The organism is Salinicola halimionae, from assembly GCF_003206065.1.
Classification (GTDB): domain Bacteria; phylum Pseudomonadota; class Gammaproteobacteria; order Pseudomonadales; family Halomonadaceae; genus Salinicola; species Salinicola halimionae.
This window is the reverse complement of record NZ_PZJQ01000002.1, coordinates 806,386-824,182: the sequence shown is the minus strand read 5'-3', so window position 1 is coordinate 824,182 and position 17,797 is coordinate 806,386. Positions and strand designations below refer to the sequence as shown.

Genomic DNA, 17,797 nt, shown 5'->3' with positions numbered 1-17,797 from the left:
CGCCGACGAACCCGATCATTCACTCAGATGAGCGCGCGCAGGCCAATGTCCAAACCTTCTTCGAACCAGCCTTGTTCTCAGTTGCCCCCACCTCGTCGAGACTGGGCGCTGTTTCTCGATTTCGACGGCACGCTAGTGTCGCTCGCCGCCCATCCCGACGATGTCCAAGTATCGCCACGACTGAAGGCGCTGCTCGGCGAACTCCTCGAGACCTACGACGGTGCGGTGGCAGTGGTCAGCGGGCGTCCGCTGGATCAGCTCGAGCGTCTGCTCGCGCCGGTCTCCCTACCAATGGCTGGCATTCATGGACTGGAGTGGCGGGATGCCGACGGCTCCCGCCATTCGGCGGTCGATCAACCCGCCCAACTGGCATCCTGCCGCGACGCTCTGGCGGCCTTCGTCGAAGGTCGTCCCGGCCTGCACTACGAGGACAAGGGCGTCTCGCTGACCCTGCACTACCGCAGCGCTCCCGAACTCGCTAGAGCGTGCCACGAGTTCTTCGAAGCCCAACAGCGATCGCTGGGCGACACCTTCGAGCTGGTTCCCGGCAAATGCGTCCTCGAGCTGCGCCCCAGCGGCTATGATAAGGGGACCGCTGTTGCCCGCCTGCTCGACGAAACCGCGGCCTTCCGAGATCGCAAGCCGGTCTTCATTGGCGACGACGTCACCGATGAAGACGCCTTTCGCATCGTCAACGCTCGTGGCGGACATTCCGTGCGTGTCGGCAGCCAGGATGACACTGCCGCTACCTGCTATCTCGAATCAGTACAGGAGGTACTGACATGGCTGGAGACTCTGATAACGCCGGATCCCTGATCCCGCCCCACGACGCGCAACATTCCACTCTGGAACTCGGCCTCATCGGCAACTGCCAGATCGGCGCACTGATCGACAGCCAGGCACGTATCGTCTGGTGCTGCCTGCCACGCTTCGACGGCGACCCGTTCTTCTCGCACCTGATGGACGACCAGGATCGCGGCTATTTCAGTATCGAGCTGCAGGATCTGGTCGACACCAAACAGTACTACCAGCGCAACACCGCGATTCTGTGCACCGAACTCACCGACAAGTACGGCGGACGCATTCGTATCAGTGACTTCTGCCCGCGCTTCAATCAATTCGGGCGGCCTTTTCGTCCGGTCGGGCTGGTTCGTCGTGTCGAGCCCCTCGCCGGCACGCCGGTGATCCGCGTCAAGCTGCGCCCGACCAGCGAATATGGCACCCAGACGCCCAATACCACGCAGGGCAGTCACCATATTCGCTATATCGGTCGCAACCGGGTCACACGCCTGACCACCGACGCCTCGATCACTTACGTCCAGCAGGAATCGCCGATCGTGATCGACGGTGAACTCAACTTCCTGCTCGGTCCCGATGAAAGTGTCACCGAATCGGTAACCACCCTGTGCCAGCGCTTTCACAGCGAGACCGCCACCTACTGGCATGATTGGGTTCGCGGACTGTCGATCCCCTTCGACTGGCAGACAGCGGTCATCCGCGCGGCGATCACGCTCAAGCTGAGTACCTTCGAAGATACCGGCGCGGTGATCGCGGCGATGACCACCTCGGTGCCCGAAGCCGCCGACAGCCAGCGCAACTGGGACTACCGCTACTGCTGGTTGCGCGATGCCTACTTCGTGGTCCACGCGCTCAACCGGCTGGGCACCACGGCCACCATGGAGAATTACCTCAATTACATTCTCAACCTGGTGGTCGGCGCGGCCGAGCGCGAGCTGCAACCACTCTACGGCATCGGCGGCGAGGCACGACTAGACGAGTTCGACATGTCAGGACTGGGCGGCTATCGCGGCATGGGGCCGGTGCGCACCGGCAATGCCGCCTACAGCCAGATACAGCATGACGTCTATGGCGCCGTGGTGCTGGCGGCCAACCAGGCCTTCTTCGATGAGCGCCTGACGCGACCCGGCGATGAGGCACTGTTTCGCCGCCTCACGCTGCTCGGCGAGCAGGCGGCGCGACTGTTCGACAAGCCCGATGCCGGCATCTGGGAATACCGCGGCCGCGCCCGAGTGCACACCTACTCCGCGATCATGTGCTGGGCAGCCTGCGACCGGCTGGCCCGCATTGCCGGCCAGCTCGAACTACCCGAGGATTCGACCCGCTGGCGCCAGCAGGCAGACGCCATGCACGAGGTCATCTGCCAAGAAGCATGGAGCGAATCGCGTCAGGCCTTCACCGAGAGCTTCGGCGGCGAAACCATGGACGCCAGCCTGCTGCTGATGCACGACCTGGACTTCCTCAAAGCCGACGACCCGCGCTTCGTCTCCACGGTCGATGCCATCGAGGTCGAACTGCGGCGCGGCGACCACCTGTTTCGCTACGCCGCCGCCGACGATTTCGGCCACCCCGAGAACGCCTTCAACATCTGCACCTTCTGGTTCATCGACGCGCTCTGCGCGATCGGCCGCAAGGACGAAGCACGGCGCCTGTTCGAGAACATGCTCGAGTGCCGCAACCGCCAAGGGTTGCTTTCCGAGGATCTGGACACCGCCAATCGCGAACTGTGGGGCAACTTCCCGCAGACCTACAGCATGGTCGGGTTGATCAACTCGGCAACACATCTCAGCCGTAGCTGGGAGGAGGCTGTATGACCCGTCTCGTCGTCATTTCCAATCGCGTGTCCATCCCCGAACCCGGCAAATCCGAAGCCGGCGGCCTGGCCGTGGCGATCACCGGCGCTCTCAACGAATACGGCGGGCTGTGGTTCGGTTGGGACGGCAAGGTCAGCGACGCGTCCTCGAGCCAACCCACCACCGTAGAGCGCGGCAACATCACCTACGCCACCCTGCCGCTCTCCAAGGAAGACTACGAAGACTACTATCTGGGCTTCTCCAACGAAGTCGTCTGGCCGGTGTTCCACTTCAACCTGGGTGCCATGGACTTCCAGCTGAAGTACGCCAAGGCGTATCGGCGAGTCAACGAGCGCTTCGCCAGCGCCTTGACCACACTGCTCGAGGGCGGCGAACTGATCTGGGTGCACGATTACCACCTGCTGCCACTGGCCAAGGAGCTGCGCAAAGCGGGCGTCGAGGATCCGATGGGGTTCTACCTGCACATTCCCTTCCCCAGCTACGATCTGCTGCGAGCACTGCCCGGCTACCGCGAATTGCTCGACGATCTGCTGCACTACGACCTGATCGGCTTCCAGACCGACAACGACCTGCACGCTTTCCGCCAGGCGGCGATCGAGACGTTCGGCGCCGCGGTCTTCGGCGACATGATCGAGTGCAACGGCCAACGGATACGCACCGGCGTCTACCCGGTGGGCATCGACGTCGATGAGCTGACCGCCGAAGCCGAGCGCTCCTGCGCCAATGAACAGGCGCGTCAGCTCCAGGAGGATCTGGGCGAGCGCGACCTGATCATCGGCGCCGACCGGCTCGACTACTCCAAGGGGCTGGTGCAGCGCTTCAACGCCTTCGAGGCACTGCTCACCGATTTCGAGCATCGCCGCCAGAAGACGCTGTTCATGCAGATCGCCAGCCCCTCGCGTAGCGAGATCCCCGAATACGATGAGCTGCGCCGCCAGCTCGAGGAGATGGCCGGACACATCAACGGCACCTACGCCGATTTCGACTGGGTGCCGGTGCACTATCTCAACCAGACCTACCCCCGCGAGGCGCTGATTGGGTTGTTCCGCTCCGCCCGAGTCGGCCTGGTGACGCCGCTGCGCGATGGCATGAACCTGGTCTGCAAGGAGTTCGTCGCCGCCCAGGACCCCGAAGACCCCGGCGTGCTGGTGCTCAGCGAGCTGGCCGGTGCCGCCAACGAGTTGAGCAGCGCGCTACTGGTCAATCCCTACGACGTGCACGCCATCGCCAGCGCCATCGAACAGGCCCTGAACATGCCACTCGAGGAGCGCCGCAAACGCTACCAGCAGATGATCGGCGTGCTCAGACGCAACAGCCTGCTCGAATGGCGCCGGCGCTTCATGGAGCATCTCAGTCAGCAGAAGGTCGACGGCCAGCAGAAGACCGATGCAGACGAAGACGAAGACTAGAACGGTTTCACACGCAAAAAGCCCCGGACCAGGGGATGGGCCGGGGAAGTTGGAGGTACAGGGAACGGGTACTAGACACCCGAGAGCGCTGGCAAGTCAGAAGCGCCGGAAATTCAGAAGTGTCATGAACCGAGATGCACCAAAACGGCACAGATTCAGCTCGAGTTTCAGCTCATTTCAAGGCGCCCGATCATACGGGCGCCTGCTGCAATAGCGGTCTCGATCAGTCGAGGCTGGCGAAAGTCATTTCGACGTTGCCGTGGCCGGTATCACCGCCGCCATTCACATTCTGCAGCGCCTGAGCGGCCGCCACGCTTTGGCCCTGGCCAATCAGGTCGGTGCTTGCACCGATGAGATGAGTGCCGTGACGGGTAGACTCTTCGACGCTGGCCAGGGCGCGACCGGCTTCATCGCTATAGCCATTGTCGAAGGTGGCTACGCGGTACTCGGTCGGCAGTGCCTGATAGCCGGAAGTCGTCTGGGTATTCAAGGCTTCATGCTGCTGAGCGAAGGCTCGTTGTTCCATGACACTGTTGGCCTGAGCGGCGGCAGGCAGGGCAACGGCCAGTGCGATAGCGGCGAGAATGCGAGTTTTCATGTTGAACCTCCAATCATCTTCGTTTTAGTGGTTGGCCCCTTGGCCTAACCGATGACGAGATTATGGGGGCCACCTTATTAGCTGGCTAATCAGTTGGCGCGAAGTCGAATATCACCGGGATTGATGGGGCAGTCATTGAAAGGTGAGTGAGAGACGTCCTGATCGAGGCAGCCTAACCAGCCTTTCCCACGGATTTACCTGAGGCGGATCCCAATGCTCGGTCTGCCAGAATTTGTAAGTCGATTGCGCGCCATCCAATGGCGAGCCGTACCGATACCCACGCTCAAGGCGCACAGCGAAGTCAGGGCTGAATCCGGCATGCTCATGCGATATGGCGGTTCGTAGGCAGGGATCCGAGGCTTAAATTTCGGCAGCAATGAAGGCTTATTCAACGCTGAATCGAACGAGGACCTTTTCGATGCGCGGAACCGAGTTCGCAGAGCTGCAAGGCTTCATGGCTATCGTGGAACATGGCAGCTTCGTACGCGCAGCTGAATCGCTGGATGTTACACCTTCGGCGTTGAGCCAGAGCACCAAAGCTCTCGAGAGCCGGATGGGTGTGCAGCTTCTGCATCGCACGACCCGGCGCGTCCATCTGACGGAAGCCGGTAAGCATTTGGCAGATCGATTGAAGCCTGCTCTGAATGAAGTGTCGGCTGCCGTGACTGACACCTCCCTGCTTGCCACTCGACCGCGCGGCCGGATTCGCGTGCACGCCATGCGCATGGGATCACGGTTGTATCTGGAACCGCATCTGCCCGACTTCTTTGATGCGTTTCCGGATATTCGAATCGACGTGACCCTCGATGACGCTTCACTGGACGTGGTCCATCAGGGCTACGACTTCTCCATCCGTCTTGAGGAAATGCTGGATCAGGGTTTCGTTGCGATACCGCTAGGACCACGAATTCGCCAGGTTGCTGCGGCGTCTCCTTCCTACCTGGAACGGTTCGGCTATCCGGAAACACCGGCTGACCTCGGGGGACATCGATGCATTACCTGGCGATGGCCGGGTCAGCTGGGCAGTTATCAATGGGAGTTCTTCAAGGATGGCCAGTGGCTCAAGGTCACACTGGATGGCGTTCTGTCGTTCAACGATCAGCGCATCGCTCTTGAGGCAGCCGTGAGAGGCGCTGGCGTCGCTTTCTGGGCAGAAGATCAGATTCGACCATACGTCGACAACGGCGAACTCATCCCGTTGCTGACAGACTGGAGTGCGCCATTCGAGGGCTTCTATCTCTGCTTTCCGAGGCAACACCAGAACTCTGCGGTAATGCGTGCGTTCATCGACTTTATGAAGCAGACCATTCGCATGCCCTCTGATTGATTAGCACTACTAACTATCGCTTTCAGCCATCTGCTGATTATCTGCCTACGCGAAACCTCTACTGTTTTCTCCGAACCGTCAAAGACGGTGCTTTTTCACTACCAGGAGAATACGCATGACTGATCTGAATCGAGAATTCGATGGCCGCGTCGCAATCGTGACAGGTGCCGCTGGCGGCGTGGGCAGCGCCGTGACCAGACTCTTCGCTGACCGCGGCGCTTATGTCGTCGCGGAAGACGTGAAACCTGAAGTCGCAGAACTCGAGTCATACTCCGACCGGATCGTCTCGATAACCGGCGACATTTCAGAAGAAAAGTCGGCTACTCGAGCGGTCGAGCTGGCAATGGCGCGCTTTGGCCGATTGGACATTCTTATCAATAACGCTGCGCGCATCATCAACAAGCGTGTGGCGGAGATGACGATCGAGGATTGGGACTCCGTGCTCGATGTGAATCTGCGCGGGACTTTTCTACATTCGCGCGAGGCGATGAAAGTCATGATCGCCGCCAACCGTGGCACGATCGTGAATGTGGGTTCCTATGCCTGCCATGTCGCGTTTCCTACCATCGGCGCTTACGCCGCCTCGAAGGGCGCCATAGCTCAGTTGACCCGAGTGCTGGCTTTGGAGGGTGCCGAGCATGGTATTCGCGCCAACGTAGTAGCGCCTGGCGATATCGTGACCGGGATTCTGGACGATATCATGTCGAATGGACGTGATTTTCTGGCCAAGCATGGCGAGAGCACACCAATAGGCCGCGCGGCCCAGCCTGAAGAGATCGCGGAGATTATCGCATTTGCCGCCTGTGATCGTGCGAGCTACATGACAGGTTCCGTAGTGATGGCGGATGGTGGTTACACCGCCGTCTGATCATGGTTTCCGAGGCGTCCAGGGAAGTCCGCAAGGAGTTCATCGGCGCCCGGAATCCGACCACGACCCGGCGTACTGGTACTCATCCAGCTGACCCGCACCGTCAACGAGCCGGGCCACACGCAGCTGGTCTACGCCGGCGGAAATCATGATGGCCAGACACAAAAAAGCCCCGGACCAGGGGATGGACCGGGGAAGTTGGAGGTACAGGGAACCTGGAAGTACCAACTAGCAAGAAGCAACTAAGAAGAAGCAAAAGTGGTCGTGCCGGCTCGAGTGTCATACGGCTCGAGTTTCAATTCCTGTCAGGGCGCCCGACACTCGGGCGCCTACCGTCACAGCCTTATCGATCAATCGAGGCTGGCGAAAGACATTTCGACATTGCCCTGCCCGGTATCGCCGCCGCCATTGACGTTCTGCAGCGACTGCGCGGCTGAATCACTCTGGCCTTGGCCGACCAGCTCGCTATTGCCACCAGCGATAGCGGTTGCCCGCTGCGTGATCGCTGCGACATAGGCAAGGGAATGATCGGCCGCGGTGCTATGGCCGCCGCTGACGGTATTGATGCGATAGTCGGACGGCAGCAACTGATAGCTGGAAGTTGTCTGGGTATTCAGCGCTTCGTGCTGCTGAGCGAATGCCCGTTGCTCCATGACGCTGTTGGCCTGAGCGGCGGCAGGGAGTGCGACGGCCAGTGCGATAGCGGCGAGAATGCGAGTTTTCATGGTGAACCTCCAATCATCTTCGTTTGAGTGGTTGGCCCCTTGGCCTAACCGATGACGCGATTATGGGGATCACCTTATTAGCTGACTAATCAGTCAGTCTGAAATCAAATATCAGCGGGATTGATGGATAGAGTCACCGGATTGCCAGACGGCGGCGGTCTATCCCACGGCACTGATAACCGGCTACGATACTGGCTATCAGGACAATGCCAGCAGACGGCTATGGAAACAGGAGAAATCAATGCTACCGACACGGAGCGCGGTGATTCTGGGAGGCCTACTGGCAATCGGCATGATCTGGGGCGGCAGCTATATCGAAGATGCCGCCGAAACCTGGCGAGACGCCGGTCGTAGCGTCACAGTCAAGGGGCTTTCGGACCGTGAGGTGCCAGCGGACATGGCACTCTGGCCGCTGCACTACACCGTCACCGCCAACGAGCTGGAAACGCTGCAGCGCGACCTGACCGCTCAGGAAACCCGCATTCGCGAATTCCTGACCCAGCGTGGTTTCGAGACCGGCAACATTACCGTGACCTCGCCCCAGGTGACCGACCGATTCGCCAACCTCTATGGCGCCGACCGGCCCGACGAGCGTTATCAGGCCGAAGCCACGGTGCTGCTGCGAACCCCGGCAGTCGATAACGTCAAGAAAGCGATGCCCCAAACGGGAGAACTGGTGCGTGCCGGCGTCGTGCTGTCACCCAATTACGATTACCGTACCGAATTCCTGTTCACCGGCCTCAATGACCTCAAGCCGGAAATGGTCGCCGAAGCCACCAAGGATGCACGCGGTGTGGCCCAGCAGTTCGCCAGAGACTCCGGCAGTCGCGTCGGCGCGATTCGCAGCGCCAGCCAAGGCTACTTCTCGATCGAGGATCTCGACAGCTACACCCCCGATATCAAGCGGGTGCGGGTGGTGACGACGATCGATTACGCGCTGGAGGAGTGAGGCCAATTCGAGGGTCCGCTTTCGGCCTTAAGCGGACTACCCCGCAAAGTATTAGTAGGCTTCCATTTGAGCGTGGCGATATCTACAAAATTAGGGACGACTCAGTGGCGTGGCGGCTTCAAGCAAAACCTCCACCTCTTGGCGCTGCTGCTTCACCTATCGCGAGACGTTGTTTTAACTTCCTGTAGACGGGAATAACGATCTCCAGACTTGAGTGCCGGAAAGACCTCGCACTCGGCATATACTTGGCTGTAATGGACGTTCCTCCCCTGAATATTGAAGAAGATGGTTCCTGCTCCATAGTGGGGGTCGTGCTTGAGTTCATCAAGCGCATCGGTCTCTCCATTCTCCTCAGCTGCCTTGATAACCATGTCGCGTACTGTCTGTATTTCTGGGTCTTCTACCTCAGCAAACACTACGAGCGACTTACTGGCGCTAAAGGCTCCACCAGTCCCTTGAGCTGTTCCGATACGGTTTAAGCAGATTTCAACGAGGGTGACGATCTCCATACCGCTTTCCTTCTTGTTGGTGTGAGGCGGGGAGGGTTTGGCTGCGCCGATCTGAATTGTAGTTCCCAGATGCTTGACGTAATCATAAAGCTTTGTGTTCAGCGCACAATAGATCGTAAGATCGGGTAAAGCCTATCACTGGGGATTACTGATCTTGCCCAATGTTTTTTTCTCATACTGTCATGTTGACGAGGCGCTGCGAGATCAGCTTGAGAAGCAGCTTGCAATGCTCAGGCGGCAAGGGGTCATCAACACTTGGCATGATCGACGTATCAATGCTGGCCAAGAGATCGATGCTGCCATTGACGAACATATCAACAGCGATGAGATCATCCTGCTGTTGGTCAGCCCCGACTTCATCGCTTCCGACTATTGTTACAACATCGAGATGAAGCGGGCTATGGAGCGCCATCAAGCTGGTGATGCGATCGTCATCCCAGTGATCCTACGCGCATGCGATTGGCAGTACGCGCCATTCGGCAAACTCCTTGGCACCCCTCAGGACGGAAAGCCAGTTACGTTGTGGCCTGATAGGGACGAAGCGTTTCTGCTGGTGGCCAAAGAGGTGCGTAAAGCAGCTGAGAAATTGCGTACCAGGGACATCGGCGTCAGTCCGCAAACAGATCGCATCAACCTAACTACCTCCCACCAGGTAGTACCTAATGGCCCACGATCAAGCAATCTGCGTCTTACCAAGACCTTCACTCAGCTGGACAAAGACCGGTTCCAGCTCGACACCTTCGAGTACATCGCGCGCTATTTCGAAAACTCACTGAATGAACTTCAGGCACGCAATCCCGGTTTCGAGGGGGCATTCCGGCGAGTCGATGCCAATAGGTTCTCGGCAACCATCTATAAGGACGGTCAAGACGTTGCCAGGGCGACGGTCTTTGTTGGAGGCCAAATGGGTGCGGGTATCTACTATAGCCAGGGCGCCTCTTTCAGCGACAGCTCGTACAACGAGATGCTCACGATACAGGCAGATGACCAATCGCTCTATCTAACGAGCTTGGGAATGACTGCCCCTAGAGGACGCGATCAGAAACTATCACAGGAAGGTGCCGCGGAGCTGCTATGGGAAACCGTCATTGCTCCTCTGCAGCGTTAAACTGATTCCTGCCAGATATCCGTGGGACTGGAGCGCTTGCCAGAAATGAAAAAACCTTAGGGGCCGCCTTACACCATGTTTAGTCACCGGTATCGACTCCGGAAGCTGCATCTGGCGGCCGGCAGCTACCGGCCAAGAGCGGACGTTCAGCCAGAGCTGATATAACGTCGCGTTCTGCGGCAATTTTATAGAGCAGCGTAAAAATTGTCCGCCAGCAGCACCTTGTTAGGTATTGTTCTCTCTAACCTGAGCCAAGCAAAGGACTACGTGCATGATTCTATCTGCCGTGGAATAATTGAAGGCACCTACCGGACTGATTCCATGGCATACGTCATTTCGCATATTCCAACCCCGTTGATCAGTAAGTAGCATCCTGAAATAGAAAGATGAATCAGTACCAAAACACTCTTCTACCCTTTCATCTCTTAGTAAATCGTCAAACGTCCTCAACTGTAGCCCACCCTGCCTATTCTTCCTTAAAGTAGCGCCCCCCATTAGCTCCACCAACGTTCGAATAGCTGCCTCTGCCTGGGGAACCAATATATGTATTGCGGAGATATAATCCTCGCCGAGGTAAGCTTGGACACCAGTATGGATAAGATCCTTTTTAGACTCTTCGAATATCGGTGACTGAAATATATATGCGGTCAATTCTTGGGCATCAAATTCGTAAACTTCAGAGGCTTTTTTAAATGAATGCCTGAGAAAAAATGAGTAAATACTCATATTTTGTGATAGCTGGTGAATTACATTGCCTTCCAGATCGTCTTCTATTCCTCCAATCGTCGCCACAGGTCTTCCCTTGTGGTCCTGCAGTGTCTTCGTAAACAAATATGTCAATGGGTGATTTTTTGCCAGACCCAAGACCTGCTGTTCTACTTGATCCCTCTTCGGAATAAATTGCGCAGCAGTTCTACTAAGGGTTTTATGAAGCCCACCTTCCGTCATTGAAGCTAGATATGCATCTAACTTTTCCTTGGGAATCTCCATGCTATGAGAGAATTCTTGCATACTCTCTACGACACCTGGCCCTACCTCAGAGATCTTCTTCGAAACGCGTTCTGCGTTTTCGATCATGTTGTAGCTTATATAAATGTCGTGCAAATGCTGGAGCCAAGAAGAGACCTGCATTGGAGCCAAGCCATCACACGCATCTTCAAAACTATTTCCTACGACCTCAATTACTCGAATGACTTCATCGTTCATTCCCTTGCTACGATAATAAGTGGCTAAAGGGATGGCCGCCGATTCACACACCCATGGTGAATGCCCTTTAGAGACACGTGTTAATCGGGACTCGAGATCATCCACAAGCTTTTGCTCTTGTGTCTCAGACAAATTCCTATATTTACCTAAAACAAAAAGCTCAAAGCAAAATCCCCAAAGGCCCGCTTTATCATCCTCAGCAATTCTGCATTCTAATTTAATCGCGCTTTCAACACACCTTTCTGCCAGTTCTCTGTTATTCAGAGCGGACGCAACTTTGAACGCCCTTTTGATTTTCGTGATTGCTTCGATTGGGTGTTCGCAGAGATCGTTATCAGTCACATCAAGAAGCGCATTTACATAGTCAATAGCAATCCTATAGTCAGGCTTTTCGTCCACAGCAGCTTCAGAGAGATCCCAAACAAGCCCAGCATAGCGAGCTTTCATCAATGGATTATTGGTTTCTTGTGACCTGCTTTTCCAGTGCTCAATAATTTCTTTGGTCACCAGTGCAATGCTGGGACTTTCATACGCCTTACCGTCATCCCCAACCCAAACCATCATAGGCCCAAAATATGTGCCCCAGCCATTTGGCTTATCCAGATATTCTTCGCAAAATCCAAATGCAATTCTTTCGGCTATGGCCTTTGGACTTTGATCATTTTCGGTAGCACGATTTATTTTTGACGAAATAGAATGTTCGCTAGCTATCTCCTTAGAACGATCAAGCTCTTCCATTAATCTGACTAGCTCTTCATTCATGATAGCTCCTTGTTGAAGTTGCCTAACAGGTATCTGGTAGCACACGTGTTTTTCCACTTGAACGAGCATGCGCGTTCAATATTATTATACCGCACTACCAACTTGCTGATTTTAATTGGCACTTTCATTGCGACTGCCCATAGCACCAATAAACGCGCCTGCTACCTTTGCCGCCATGTCCGCTTAGGGTCGATTGCAGCCATTCGACCCGTCTGTCGAATATACCCTCACCAAGCTCAGCCATCGGCCTCGAGCGTCTTCTGTAACCCTTGGTAACGCAGATACCGTGTCGCTACAAGCCCGACCTAAGGACTGTCGGTGATCTCTTACACAAGGGGCCGCAATCTCTGCTTGGCACCCATTTTGTTATGATATAACCTTTCTGCCTGTTTTCTTCAGGTAGATCTGTTCATGTCACATCGTCACCGGCATCGCTCCGATGGGCCGTGCCACTTTTCACTGATGTCGCTTGGCGCCGGGCGGCGTGTGTTGCTGGCGCTCATTCCTCTGGCGGTGCTGTGGCTCGTCGCCGGTTGGGCGGGCGGGGTGTTCGGTTGATGGCTCCGTTGCAGACACGATCCATGGCAAAACCCGACACGCTACTGACGCTGGAGTCCCTGTCGTTGGCGCAGGGCAACCGCATGGTGCTGGAGAATATCGACGGTCATTTCGAGGCCGGCACGATTACCGCGCTGGTGGGCGCCAACGGGGCCGGCAAGAGCACGCTGGTCCAGGGCATCATGGGCGAGCTGCGCCCGGTCAGCGGCCGCGTTCGCTGCGAGGTTCCCAATGCCCGCCGTGCGTGGTTGCCACAGCAGCTGGCGCTGGATCTGACTTTCCCCATGAGCGTCGAGGAGCTGGTGATGAGCGGCTGCTGGCCGACCCACGGCAGCTTCAAGCGTTACGGGCCACCGGAGTATCGCCGTGGTCAGGCGGTGATGCAGCGCCTGGGGCTGCAGGCGTTCGAACACCGCCCGCTAGGTGAGCTTTCCGGCGGCCAGCGCCAGCGTGCCCTGCTCGGCCGCACGCTGATGCAGGAAGCCCAACTTCTGCTGCTCGATGAGCCGTTTGCCAATGTCGATGCCGCGACCGTCGAGGTGTTGATCGACGTGCTGCGCACCATGGCGGCTGAGGGCGCGGCGATCATCATCGTGCTGCACGATCACGATCAGATGACCCGTCTTGCCGATCGAACCCTGCGGCTGGAACGCGGGCACGGCACCTGGTCGACGCCCTCTCGGGCCGGCGACGCCTCTTCACCGGCGGAGACGTTGACATGATCGATTGGCTGTTCTCTCCGCTGCTGGATTTCGGCTTCATGCGCCGCGCGCTGGTGGCCGGGCTGGCGTTGTCGCTGGTCGCCCCGCCGCTGGGGGTCTTCCTCACGCTGCGCGGCATGAGTCTGGTCGGCGATGCCATGGCCCACGCCGTGTTGCCGGGCGTCGCGGTCGGCTTTCTGCTGGCAGGGTTTTCGCTACCGGCGATGAGCTTCGGCGGCCTGCTCGCAGGGCTGCTGGTGGCGGGGCTGGCGGGCAGCGTGTCGCGCCTGACCGGCCACCGGGAAGATTCGGCCATCGCCAGCTTCTATCTGATTTCGCTCGCCGCCGGGGTGATGTTGATCTCGATGCGCGGCAGCAGCGTCGACCTGACCCACGTGCTGTTCGGCTCGATTCTGGCCGTCAACGGTACCGCGCTGTGGCTGATCGTCAGTGTGTCGAGCCTGACCCTGATCGTGCTGGCCGCGATCTTCCGCATCCTGGTCGTCGAATGTCTCGATCCGCTGTTTCTGCGCGGCCAGGGCATCCGCGGCAGCGCAGTGCACGGGCTGTTCCTTGGCCTGATGGTGCTCAACCTGACCGCCGGCTTTCAGACCCTGGGCACCCTGATGGCGGTCGGCCTGATGATGCTGCCGGCCACCGCCGCGCGCTTTTGGTCGAAGCGGCTCGAGGGGTTAATGGGGCTGGCGATCGCCATCGGCATGGTCTCGAGCGTCGGCGGGCTGCTGCTCTCCTACCACGCCGGCTTGCCCTCCGGGCCCTGCATCATTCTGTTTGCCGGCGTGGTTTACCTGCTTTCCGCGCTGTTCGGGCGTTATCACAGTGTCTTTGCCCGCTGGCGCCGCCGGGTTCAACCGATGCTGCCGCCGGATGCCCACGGCTGATCCGGTGCGCCGCCGCTCCCCGCTGATTCACCACCGTTCCACTTTTTACGAGGATTCACGATGTCCCGCCAATCGATCGCTTCCGCGCTGCTCAAGAGCGTGCTCGCCGGCAGCCTGAGTATCGCCGCGCTGTCACCGGTCTACGCTCACGCGGACCCGCTCAAGGTCGTCACCAGTTTCAGCATTCTCGACGATATGGTCGAAACCGTCGGCGGCGATCATGTCGCGGTCACGTCGCTGGTCGGCCCGGATGGCGATGTGCATGCCTTTTCACCCAAGCCGGATGACGCGAAGTCACTCGCCGACGCGGATCTGATCGTGGTCAACGGCCTGCAGCTCGAGGGCTGGATCGACAGGCTGATCGACGCCAGCGAATATGAGGGTGACATCGTCGTCGCCAGCGACGGCATCAAGACACGACCGTTCGAAGGTCATGAAGACGAGGAAGGCCACGACCACGGCGATGACCATGACCATGACCATGACCATGACCATGACGATCATGATCACGCCGCTGCCGAGGAAGGCCATCATCATCACGGCGATGTCGACCCACACGCCTGGCAGGATCTCGAGAATGGCGAACAGTACGCCCGCAATATCCGCGATGCGCTGGTCAAGCTCGACCCCGATAATGCCGACGACTACCAGGCCAATGCCAAGGCTTACATCGGCAAGATGGAAGCACTGAACAGCGAGAGCAAGGAGCGCATGGCGCAGATCCCGGAATCGGATCGGCTGATCATCACCAGCCATGATGCCTTTGGCTATTTCGCCGATGCCTATGGCCTGCAGCTGCTCTCGCCGGTGGGTATCAATACCCTGGCCGAACCCAGCGCCAACGACATGGGCAATCTGATCCAGCAGATCGAGTCCAGCCACGCCAAGGCGCTGTTCCTGGAAAATATGTCCAATCCGGCACTGATCAACCAGTTGCATGAAGAGACCGGCGTCGCCATCGGCGGCACGCTCTACGCCGACGCACTGACGCCGGACGGCGAAGGCAGCACTTACCTCGGCATGTTCCAGCACAATGTCGACACCCTGATCGAGGCGCTGAATACCGACGACTGATCCCGTCTGGCCGGCGCCGCACCGACGGCGCTGGTCAATCCCGGCGCTGGTCAATTCACGCCGACTGAACGACACTTTCTCGATAGCCGTCTAACGCAGCTTCATCCGGAAAGTGCCGCTTCACATGCCGTCAGTGATCTCTTCGCCTCGTCGTCTCACACTCGCTCAGGCACGTCGTCTTGCGCTCAAAGCGCAGGGCTTCACGTCTTCGCCTCCCGTCATCGTCAATCGCGGTCATCTCAATCGTCTGCTGGATCGTCTCGGCGTGCTGCAGATCGACTCCGTCAACGCGTTGGCCCGCTCCCACTATCTTCCCGTTTTTTCGCGGCTCGGTTCGTATTCGACGGACCTGCTCGACGAGGCGGCCTGGGGCCGTAACCGGCATCGCTCGCTGTTCGAATACTGGGGCCACGAGGCCTCACTGCTGCCGGTGTCGCTCTACCCGGCGATGCACTGGCGCATGCGTCGCGCGCAGGACGGCATGGGTATTTACAAGCACCTGGCGAGATTCGGGCGGGATCGCCGCGAGGTGATCGAACGCGTGTTGGCCAGCGTGCAGGCACACGGCCCGCTGGGGGCGGGAGAACTGAACACTCGCGAAGGCCCGGCCGGGCCCTGGTGGGACTGGAGCGACGAGAAACACGCACTGGAGTGGCTGTTCGCCGCCGGTGAAGTCACCGTCTCCCGCCGCCGAGGGTTCGAACGGCTTTACGATCTGCCCGAGAGAGTGCTGCCCGAATGCATACTCAATCAGGCCGAGCCCGATCTGCTCGACGCCCACCGCCAGCTGCTGCGCCAATCCGCCAGCGCGCTCGGCGTGGCGACGGAGAAGGATCTGCGCGACTACTACCGGCTGGCGCCGCAGGACACGCGGGCCGCGCTGCAGACGCTGATCGAGGACGGCACGCTGACGCCGGTGTCGGTGGAAGGCTGGCGCCAGCCGGCTTATGTCATCGGCGAGCCACGAATCCCTCGCCAGATCGAGGCTCCTGCCCTGCTTTCCCCCTTCGACTCGCTGATCTGGTTTCGTGAACGGACCGAGCGGCTGTTCGGCTTTCACTATCGACTCGAGTTCTACGTGCCGCCGGCCAAGCGGACCTACGGCTACTACGTCATGCCGTTTCTCCACGGCGACCGGCTCATCGGCCGGATCGATCTGCGCGCACGCCGGGCCGACGGCGAATTGACGGTCGTGGCGATACATCCCGAACCGGACATCACGTTCGATGACTCGCAGCTTACGGCGCTCGCCCGGCAGTTCGAGCAGTTGGCTTCGTGGCTGGGACTGCCGCGTATCCATCTCGCCTGCGAACGCCCGCTGGCTCAGAAGCTCTCCACCCACTGGCCGGTGGATCTCAATCGGCGGCGGGAGCTGTAGCCAAGCCATAGCAGCTAACCCGCCCCTTCCATGGTTAAGAATACTTTTGCGACAAATAACCACATTATTTGTGTGGTTATTCGGGCGTAGGCTATTCCCGATGCCACGGCGGTGACAGTCGCTGGCAGATCCACAAGGGATCGATAGGGGAACGCCATTCATGAACACAAGCCTTCCAAGCCAAATCAGCCTGGGCCATCTCTGCCTGCGCAACCCCAAACCACGCCACATCGGCGTCGCCGGGCTGGCGATCGCGATGTCGCTCAATGCCGGTAACGTCTTCGCTTACGGTGGCGGCGATTGGTTCACCCACTTTGGCATCGCCAAGGTCTCACCCAAGAGCGATAACGGCAATTTCGATGCCATCGGCGTCGACAAGATCGATGTCGACGATGAAACCGGCTTCGCCTTCACGCTGGGCTATCGCTTTCTGGACAACTGGGGAGTCGAACTGCTCGCTGCCCAGCGCTTCAAACACGACGTCAGCCTGGACGGCACGGAAATGGCTTCCACCCGGCATCTGCCGCCGACCCTGACGCTGCAGTACTACCCTCTCGGCGGCACCCAGTCACGGGTTCAGCCTTACGTGGGCGCCGGCTTGAACTACACCCACTTCTCCGACGAGAAAGTCGACGGCGGCAGTCTCGATATGGACGACTCCTGGGGTGCCGCCGCACAGCTCGGCGTGGACCTGCTGATCGATGACCACTGGTCGCTGAATGCCGCCGCCTGGTATCTGGATATCGATTCCGATACCACCGCGACGATTGGCGGCGAGTCCTACGACACGACGGTCCATATCGATCCGGTCGTGATCATGGGTGGCATTGGCTACCGCTTCTGATCCCCCGCCAGGGGCGGTGATGCCGAAGAGTGCAATCAGTCGTGCGACTCATTCATCGCCCCTCAGCGCTTTCCTGCTGCCATGTCGGTAGGAAGGTCCTCGCTTACCACCCACCGATACGCGCCCTCACGCCCAATGGGTTCCCTCTGCTCGCTTTCGACCGGGTCAAATTCTCCGGGTCTTCTGGCTGCAACGGTAGACAAAAGTCGCCCATGATGGGATTATTCGCAGCCTAACTTTTACTGTGCTTGATTACATTTTGCCTGT

General features: G+C 58.6%; 17 protein-coding genes. 13 read left to right on the top strand and 4 right to left on the bottom strand.

Annotated features, from left to right (window positions below; genetic code table 11):
• Positions 1 to 45 precede the first annotated feature (45 nt).
• From otsB to DOM27_RS04335, 3 genes are read left to right on the top strand one after another with little or no spacing between them, the layout of a single operon-like run.
• Positions 46 to 816 (top strand): trehalose-phosphatase, encoded by a 771-nt coding sequence (gene otsB / locus DOM27_RS04345; protein WP_157956714.1) that lies wholly within the window; start codon positions 46 to 48, stop codon positions 814 to 816.
• Positions 783 to 2,612: a glycoside hydrolase family 15 protein gene (locus DOM27_RS04340; protein WP_110654786.1), complete on the top strand. Its 1,830-nt coding sequence runs from the start codon at positions 783 to 785 to the stop codon at positions 2,610 to 2,612. The genes otsB and DOM27_RS04340 overlap by 34 nt, the downstream gene beginning before the upstream one ends.
• Positions 2,609 to 4,021, top strand: coding sequence for an alpha,alpha-trehalose-phosphate synthase (UDP-forming) (locus tag DOM27_RS04335; RefSeq protein ID WP_110654785.1), 1,413 nt, complete (start codon positions 2,609 to 2,611; stop codon positions 4,019 to 4,021). The genes DOM27_RS04340 and DOM27_RS04335 overlap by 4 nt, the downstream gene beginning before the upstream one ends.
• Before the next feature lie 223 nt (positions 4,022 to 4,244).
• Here DOM27_RS04335 and DOM27_RS04330 read toward each other — a convergent pair whose 3' ends face one another.
• Positions 4,245 to 4,619, bottom strand: coding sequence for a hypothetical protein (locus DOM27_RS04330; RefSeq protein ID WP_110654784.1), 375 nt, complete (start codon positions 4,617 to 4,619; stop codon positions 4,245 to 4,247).
• 418 nt (positions 4,620 to 5,037) lie between these two features.
• Here DOM27_RS04330 and DOM27_RS04325 point away from each other — a divergent pair, with 418 nt between their 5' ends.
• Both DOM27_RS04325 and DOM27_RS04320 read left to right on the top strand, forming a co-directional pair.
• Entirely contained in the window at positions 5,038 to 5,946 is a 909-nt protein-coding gene (locus DOM27_RS04325; RefSeq protein ID WP_110654783.1) for a LysR family transcriptional regulator, read from the top strand.
• A 115-nt stretch (positions 5,947 to 6,061) separates the two neighbouring features.
• Positions 6,062 to 6,814 carry an SDR family NAD(P)-dependent oxidoreductase gene (locus DOM27_RS04320; protein WP_110654782.1) on the top strand — a complete coding sequence of 251 codons (753 nt, stop codon included), beginning with the start codon at positions 6,062 to 6,064 and terminating at the stop codon, positions 6,812 to 6,814.
• Between the two features lie 350 nt (positions 6,815 to 7,164).
• Here DOM27_RS04320 and DOM27_RS04315 read toward each other — a convergent pair whose 3' ends face one another.
• Positions 7,165 to 7,539, bottom strand: a complete 375-nt coding sequence (locus tag DOM27_RS04315) for a hypothetical protein (protein ID WP_110654781.1) — start codon at positions 7,537 to 7,539, stop codon at positions 7,165 to 7,167.
• 241 nt (positions 7,540 to 7,780) lie between these two features.
• Between DOM27_RS04315 and DOM27_RS04310 the strand changes: the two genes are divergently transcribed.
• Positions 7,781 to 8,488, top strand: a complete 708-nt coding sequence (locus DOM27_RS04310) for an SIMPL domain-containing protein (RefSeq protein WP_110654780.1) — start codon at positions 7,781 to 7,783, stop codon at positions 8,486 to 8,488.
• 152 nt (positions 8,489 to 8,640) lie between these two features.
• Here the strand turns inward: DOM27_RS04310 and DOM27_RS04305 are convergent, their stop codons facing one another.
• Complete coding sequence (locus DOM27_RS04305) at positions 8,641 to 8,997, bottom strand: hypothetical protein (RefSeq protein WP_110654779.1); 357 nt, start codon at positions 8,995 to 8,997, stop codon at positions 8,641 to 8,643.
• 154 nt (positions 8,998 to 9,151) lie between these two features.
• Between DOM27_RS04305 and DOM27_RS04300 the strand changes: the two genes are divergently transcribed.
• On the top strand, positions 9,152 to 10,105 hold the full coding sequence (locus DOM27_RS04300; protein WP_110654778.1) for a TIR domain-containing protein: 954 nt from the start codon (positions 9,152 to 9,154) through the stop codon (positions 10,103 to 10,105).
• Between the two features lie 225 nt (positions 10,106 to 10,330).
• Here the strand turns inward: DOM27_RS04300 and DOM27_RS04295 are convergent, their stop codons facing one another.
• Positions 10,331 to 12,073, bottom strand: a complete 1,743-nt coding sequence (locus DOM27_RS04295; RefSeq protein ID WP_157956713.1) for a DUF4209 domain-containing protein — start codon at positions 12,071 to 12,073, stop codon at positions 10,331 to 10,333.
• 411 nt (positions 12,074 to 12,484) lie between these two features.
• Here DOM27_RS04295 and DOM27_RS17965 point away from each other — a divergent pair, with 411 nt between their 5' ends.
• The 6 genes from DOM27_RS17965 to DOM27_RS04270 all read left to right on the top strand — a co-directional run bounded on the left by DOM27_RS17965 (position 12,485) and on the right by DOM27_RS04270 (position 17,530).
• A complete protein-coding gene (locus tag DOM27_RS17965) occupies positions 12,485 to 12,631 on the top strand; it encodes a hypothetical protein (protein WP_188113677.1) in 147 nt (48 codons plus the stop codon).
• A gap of 23 nt (positions 12,632 to 12,654) precedes the next feature.
• Positions 12,655 to 13,353: a metal ABC transporter ATP-binding protein gene (locus DOM27_RS04290; protein WP_110654776.1), complete on the top strand. Its 699-nt coding sequence runs from the start codon at positions 12,655 to 12,657 to the stop codon at positions 13,351 to 13,353.
• Positions 13,350 to 14,234: a metal ABC transporter permease gene (locus tag DOM27_RS04285; protein ID WP_075560619.1), complete on the top strand. Its 885-nt coding sequence runs from the start codon at positions 13,350 to 13,352 to the stop codon at positions 14,232 to 14,234. The genes DOM27_RS04290 and DOM27_RS04285 overlap by 4 nt, the downstream gene beginning before the upstream one ends.
• Positions 14,235 to 14,294: 60 nt before the next feature.
• Positions 14,295 to 15,308 (top strand): metal ABC transporter solute-binding protein, Zn/Mn family, encoded by a 1,014-nt coding sequence (locus DOM27_RS04280; RefSeq protein ID WP_110654775.1) that lies wholly within the window; start codon positions 14,295 to 14,297, stop codon positions 15,306 to 15,308.
• A gap of 124 nt (positions 15,309 to 15,432) precedes the next feature.
• Entirely contained in the window at positions 15,433 to 16,686 is a 1,254-nt protein-coding gene (locus DOM27_RS04275; RefSeq protein WP_110654774.1) for a winged helix-turn-helix domain-containing protein, read from the top strand.
• A 256-nt stretch (positions 16,687 to 16,942) separates the two neighbouring features.
• The gene (locus tag DOM27_RS04270; RefSeq protein WP_110654945.1) at positions 16,943 to 17,530 is read left to right on the top strand and encodes an OmpW/AlkL family protein; all 588 of its coding nucleotides are present in this window, start codon (positions 16,943 to 16,945) and stop codon (positions 17,528 to 17,530) included.
• The last annotated feature ends 267 nt before the right edge of the window (positions 17,531 to 17,797 follow it).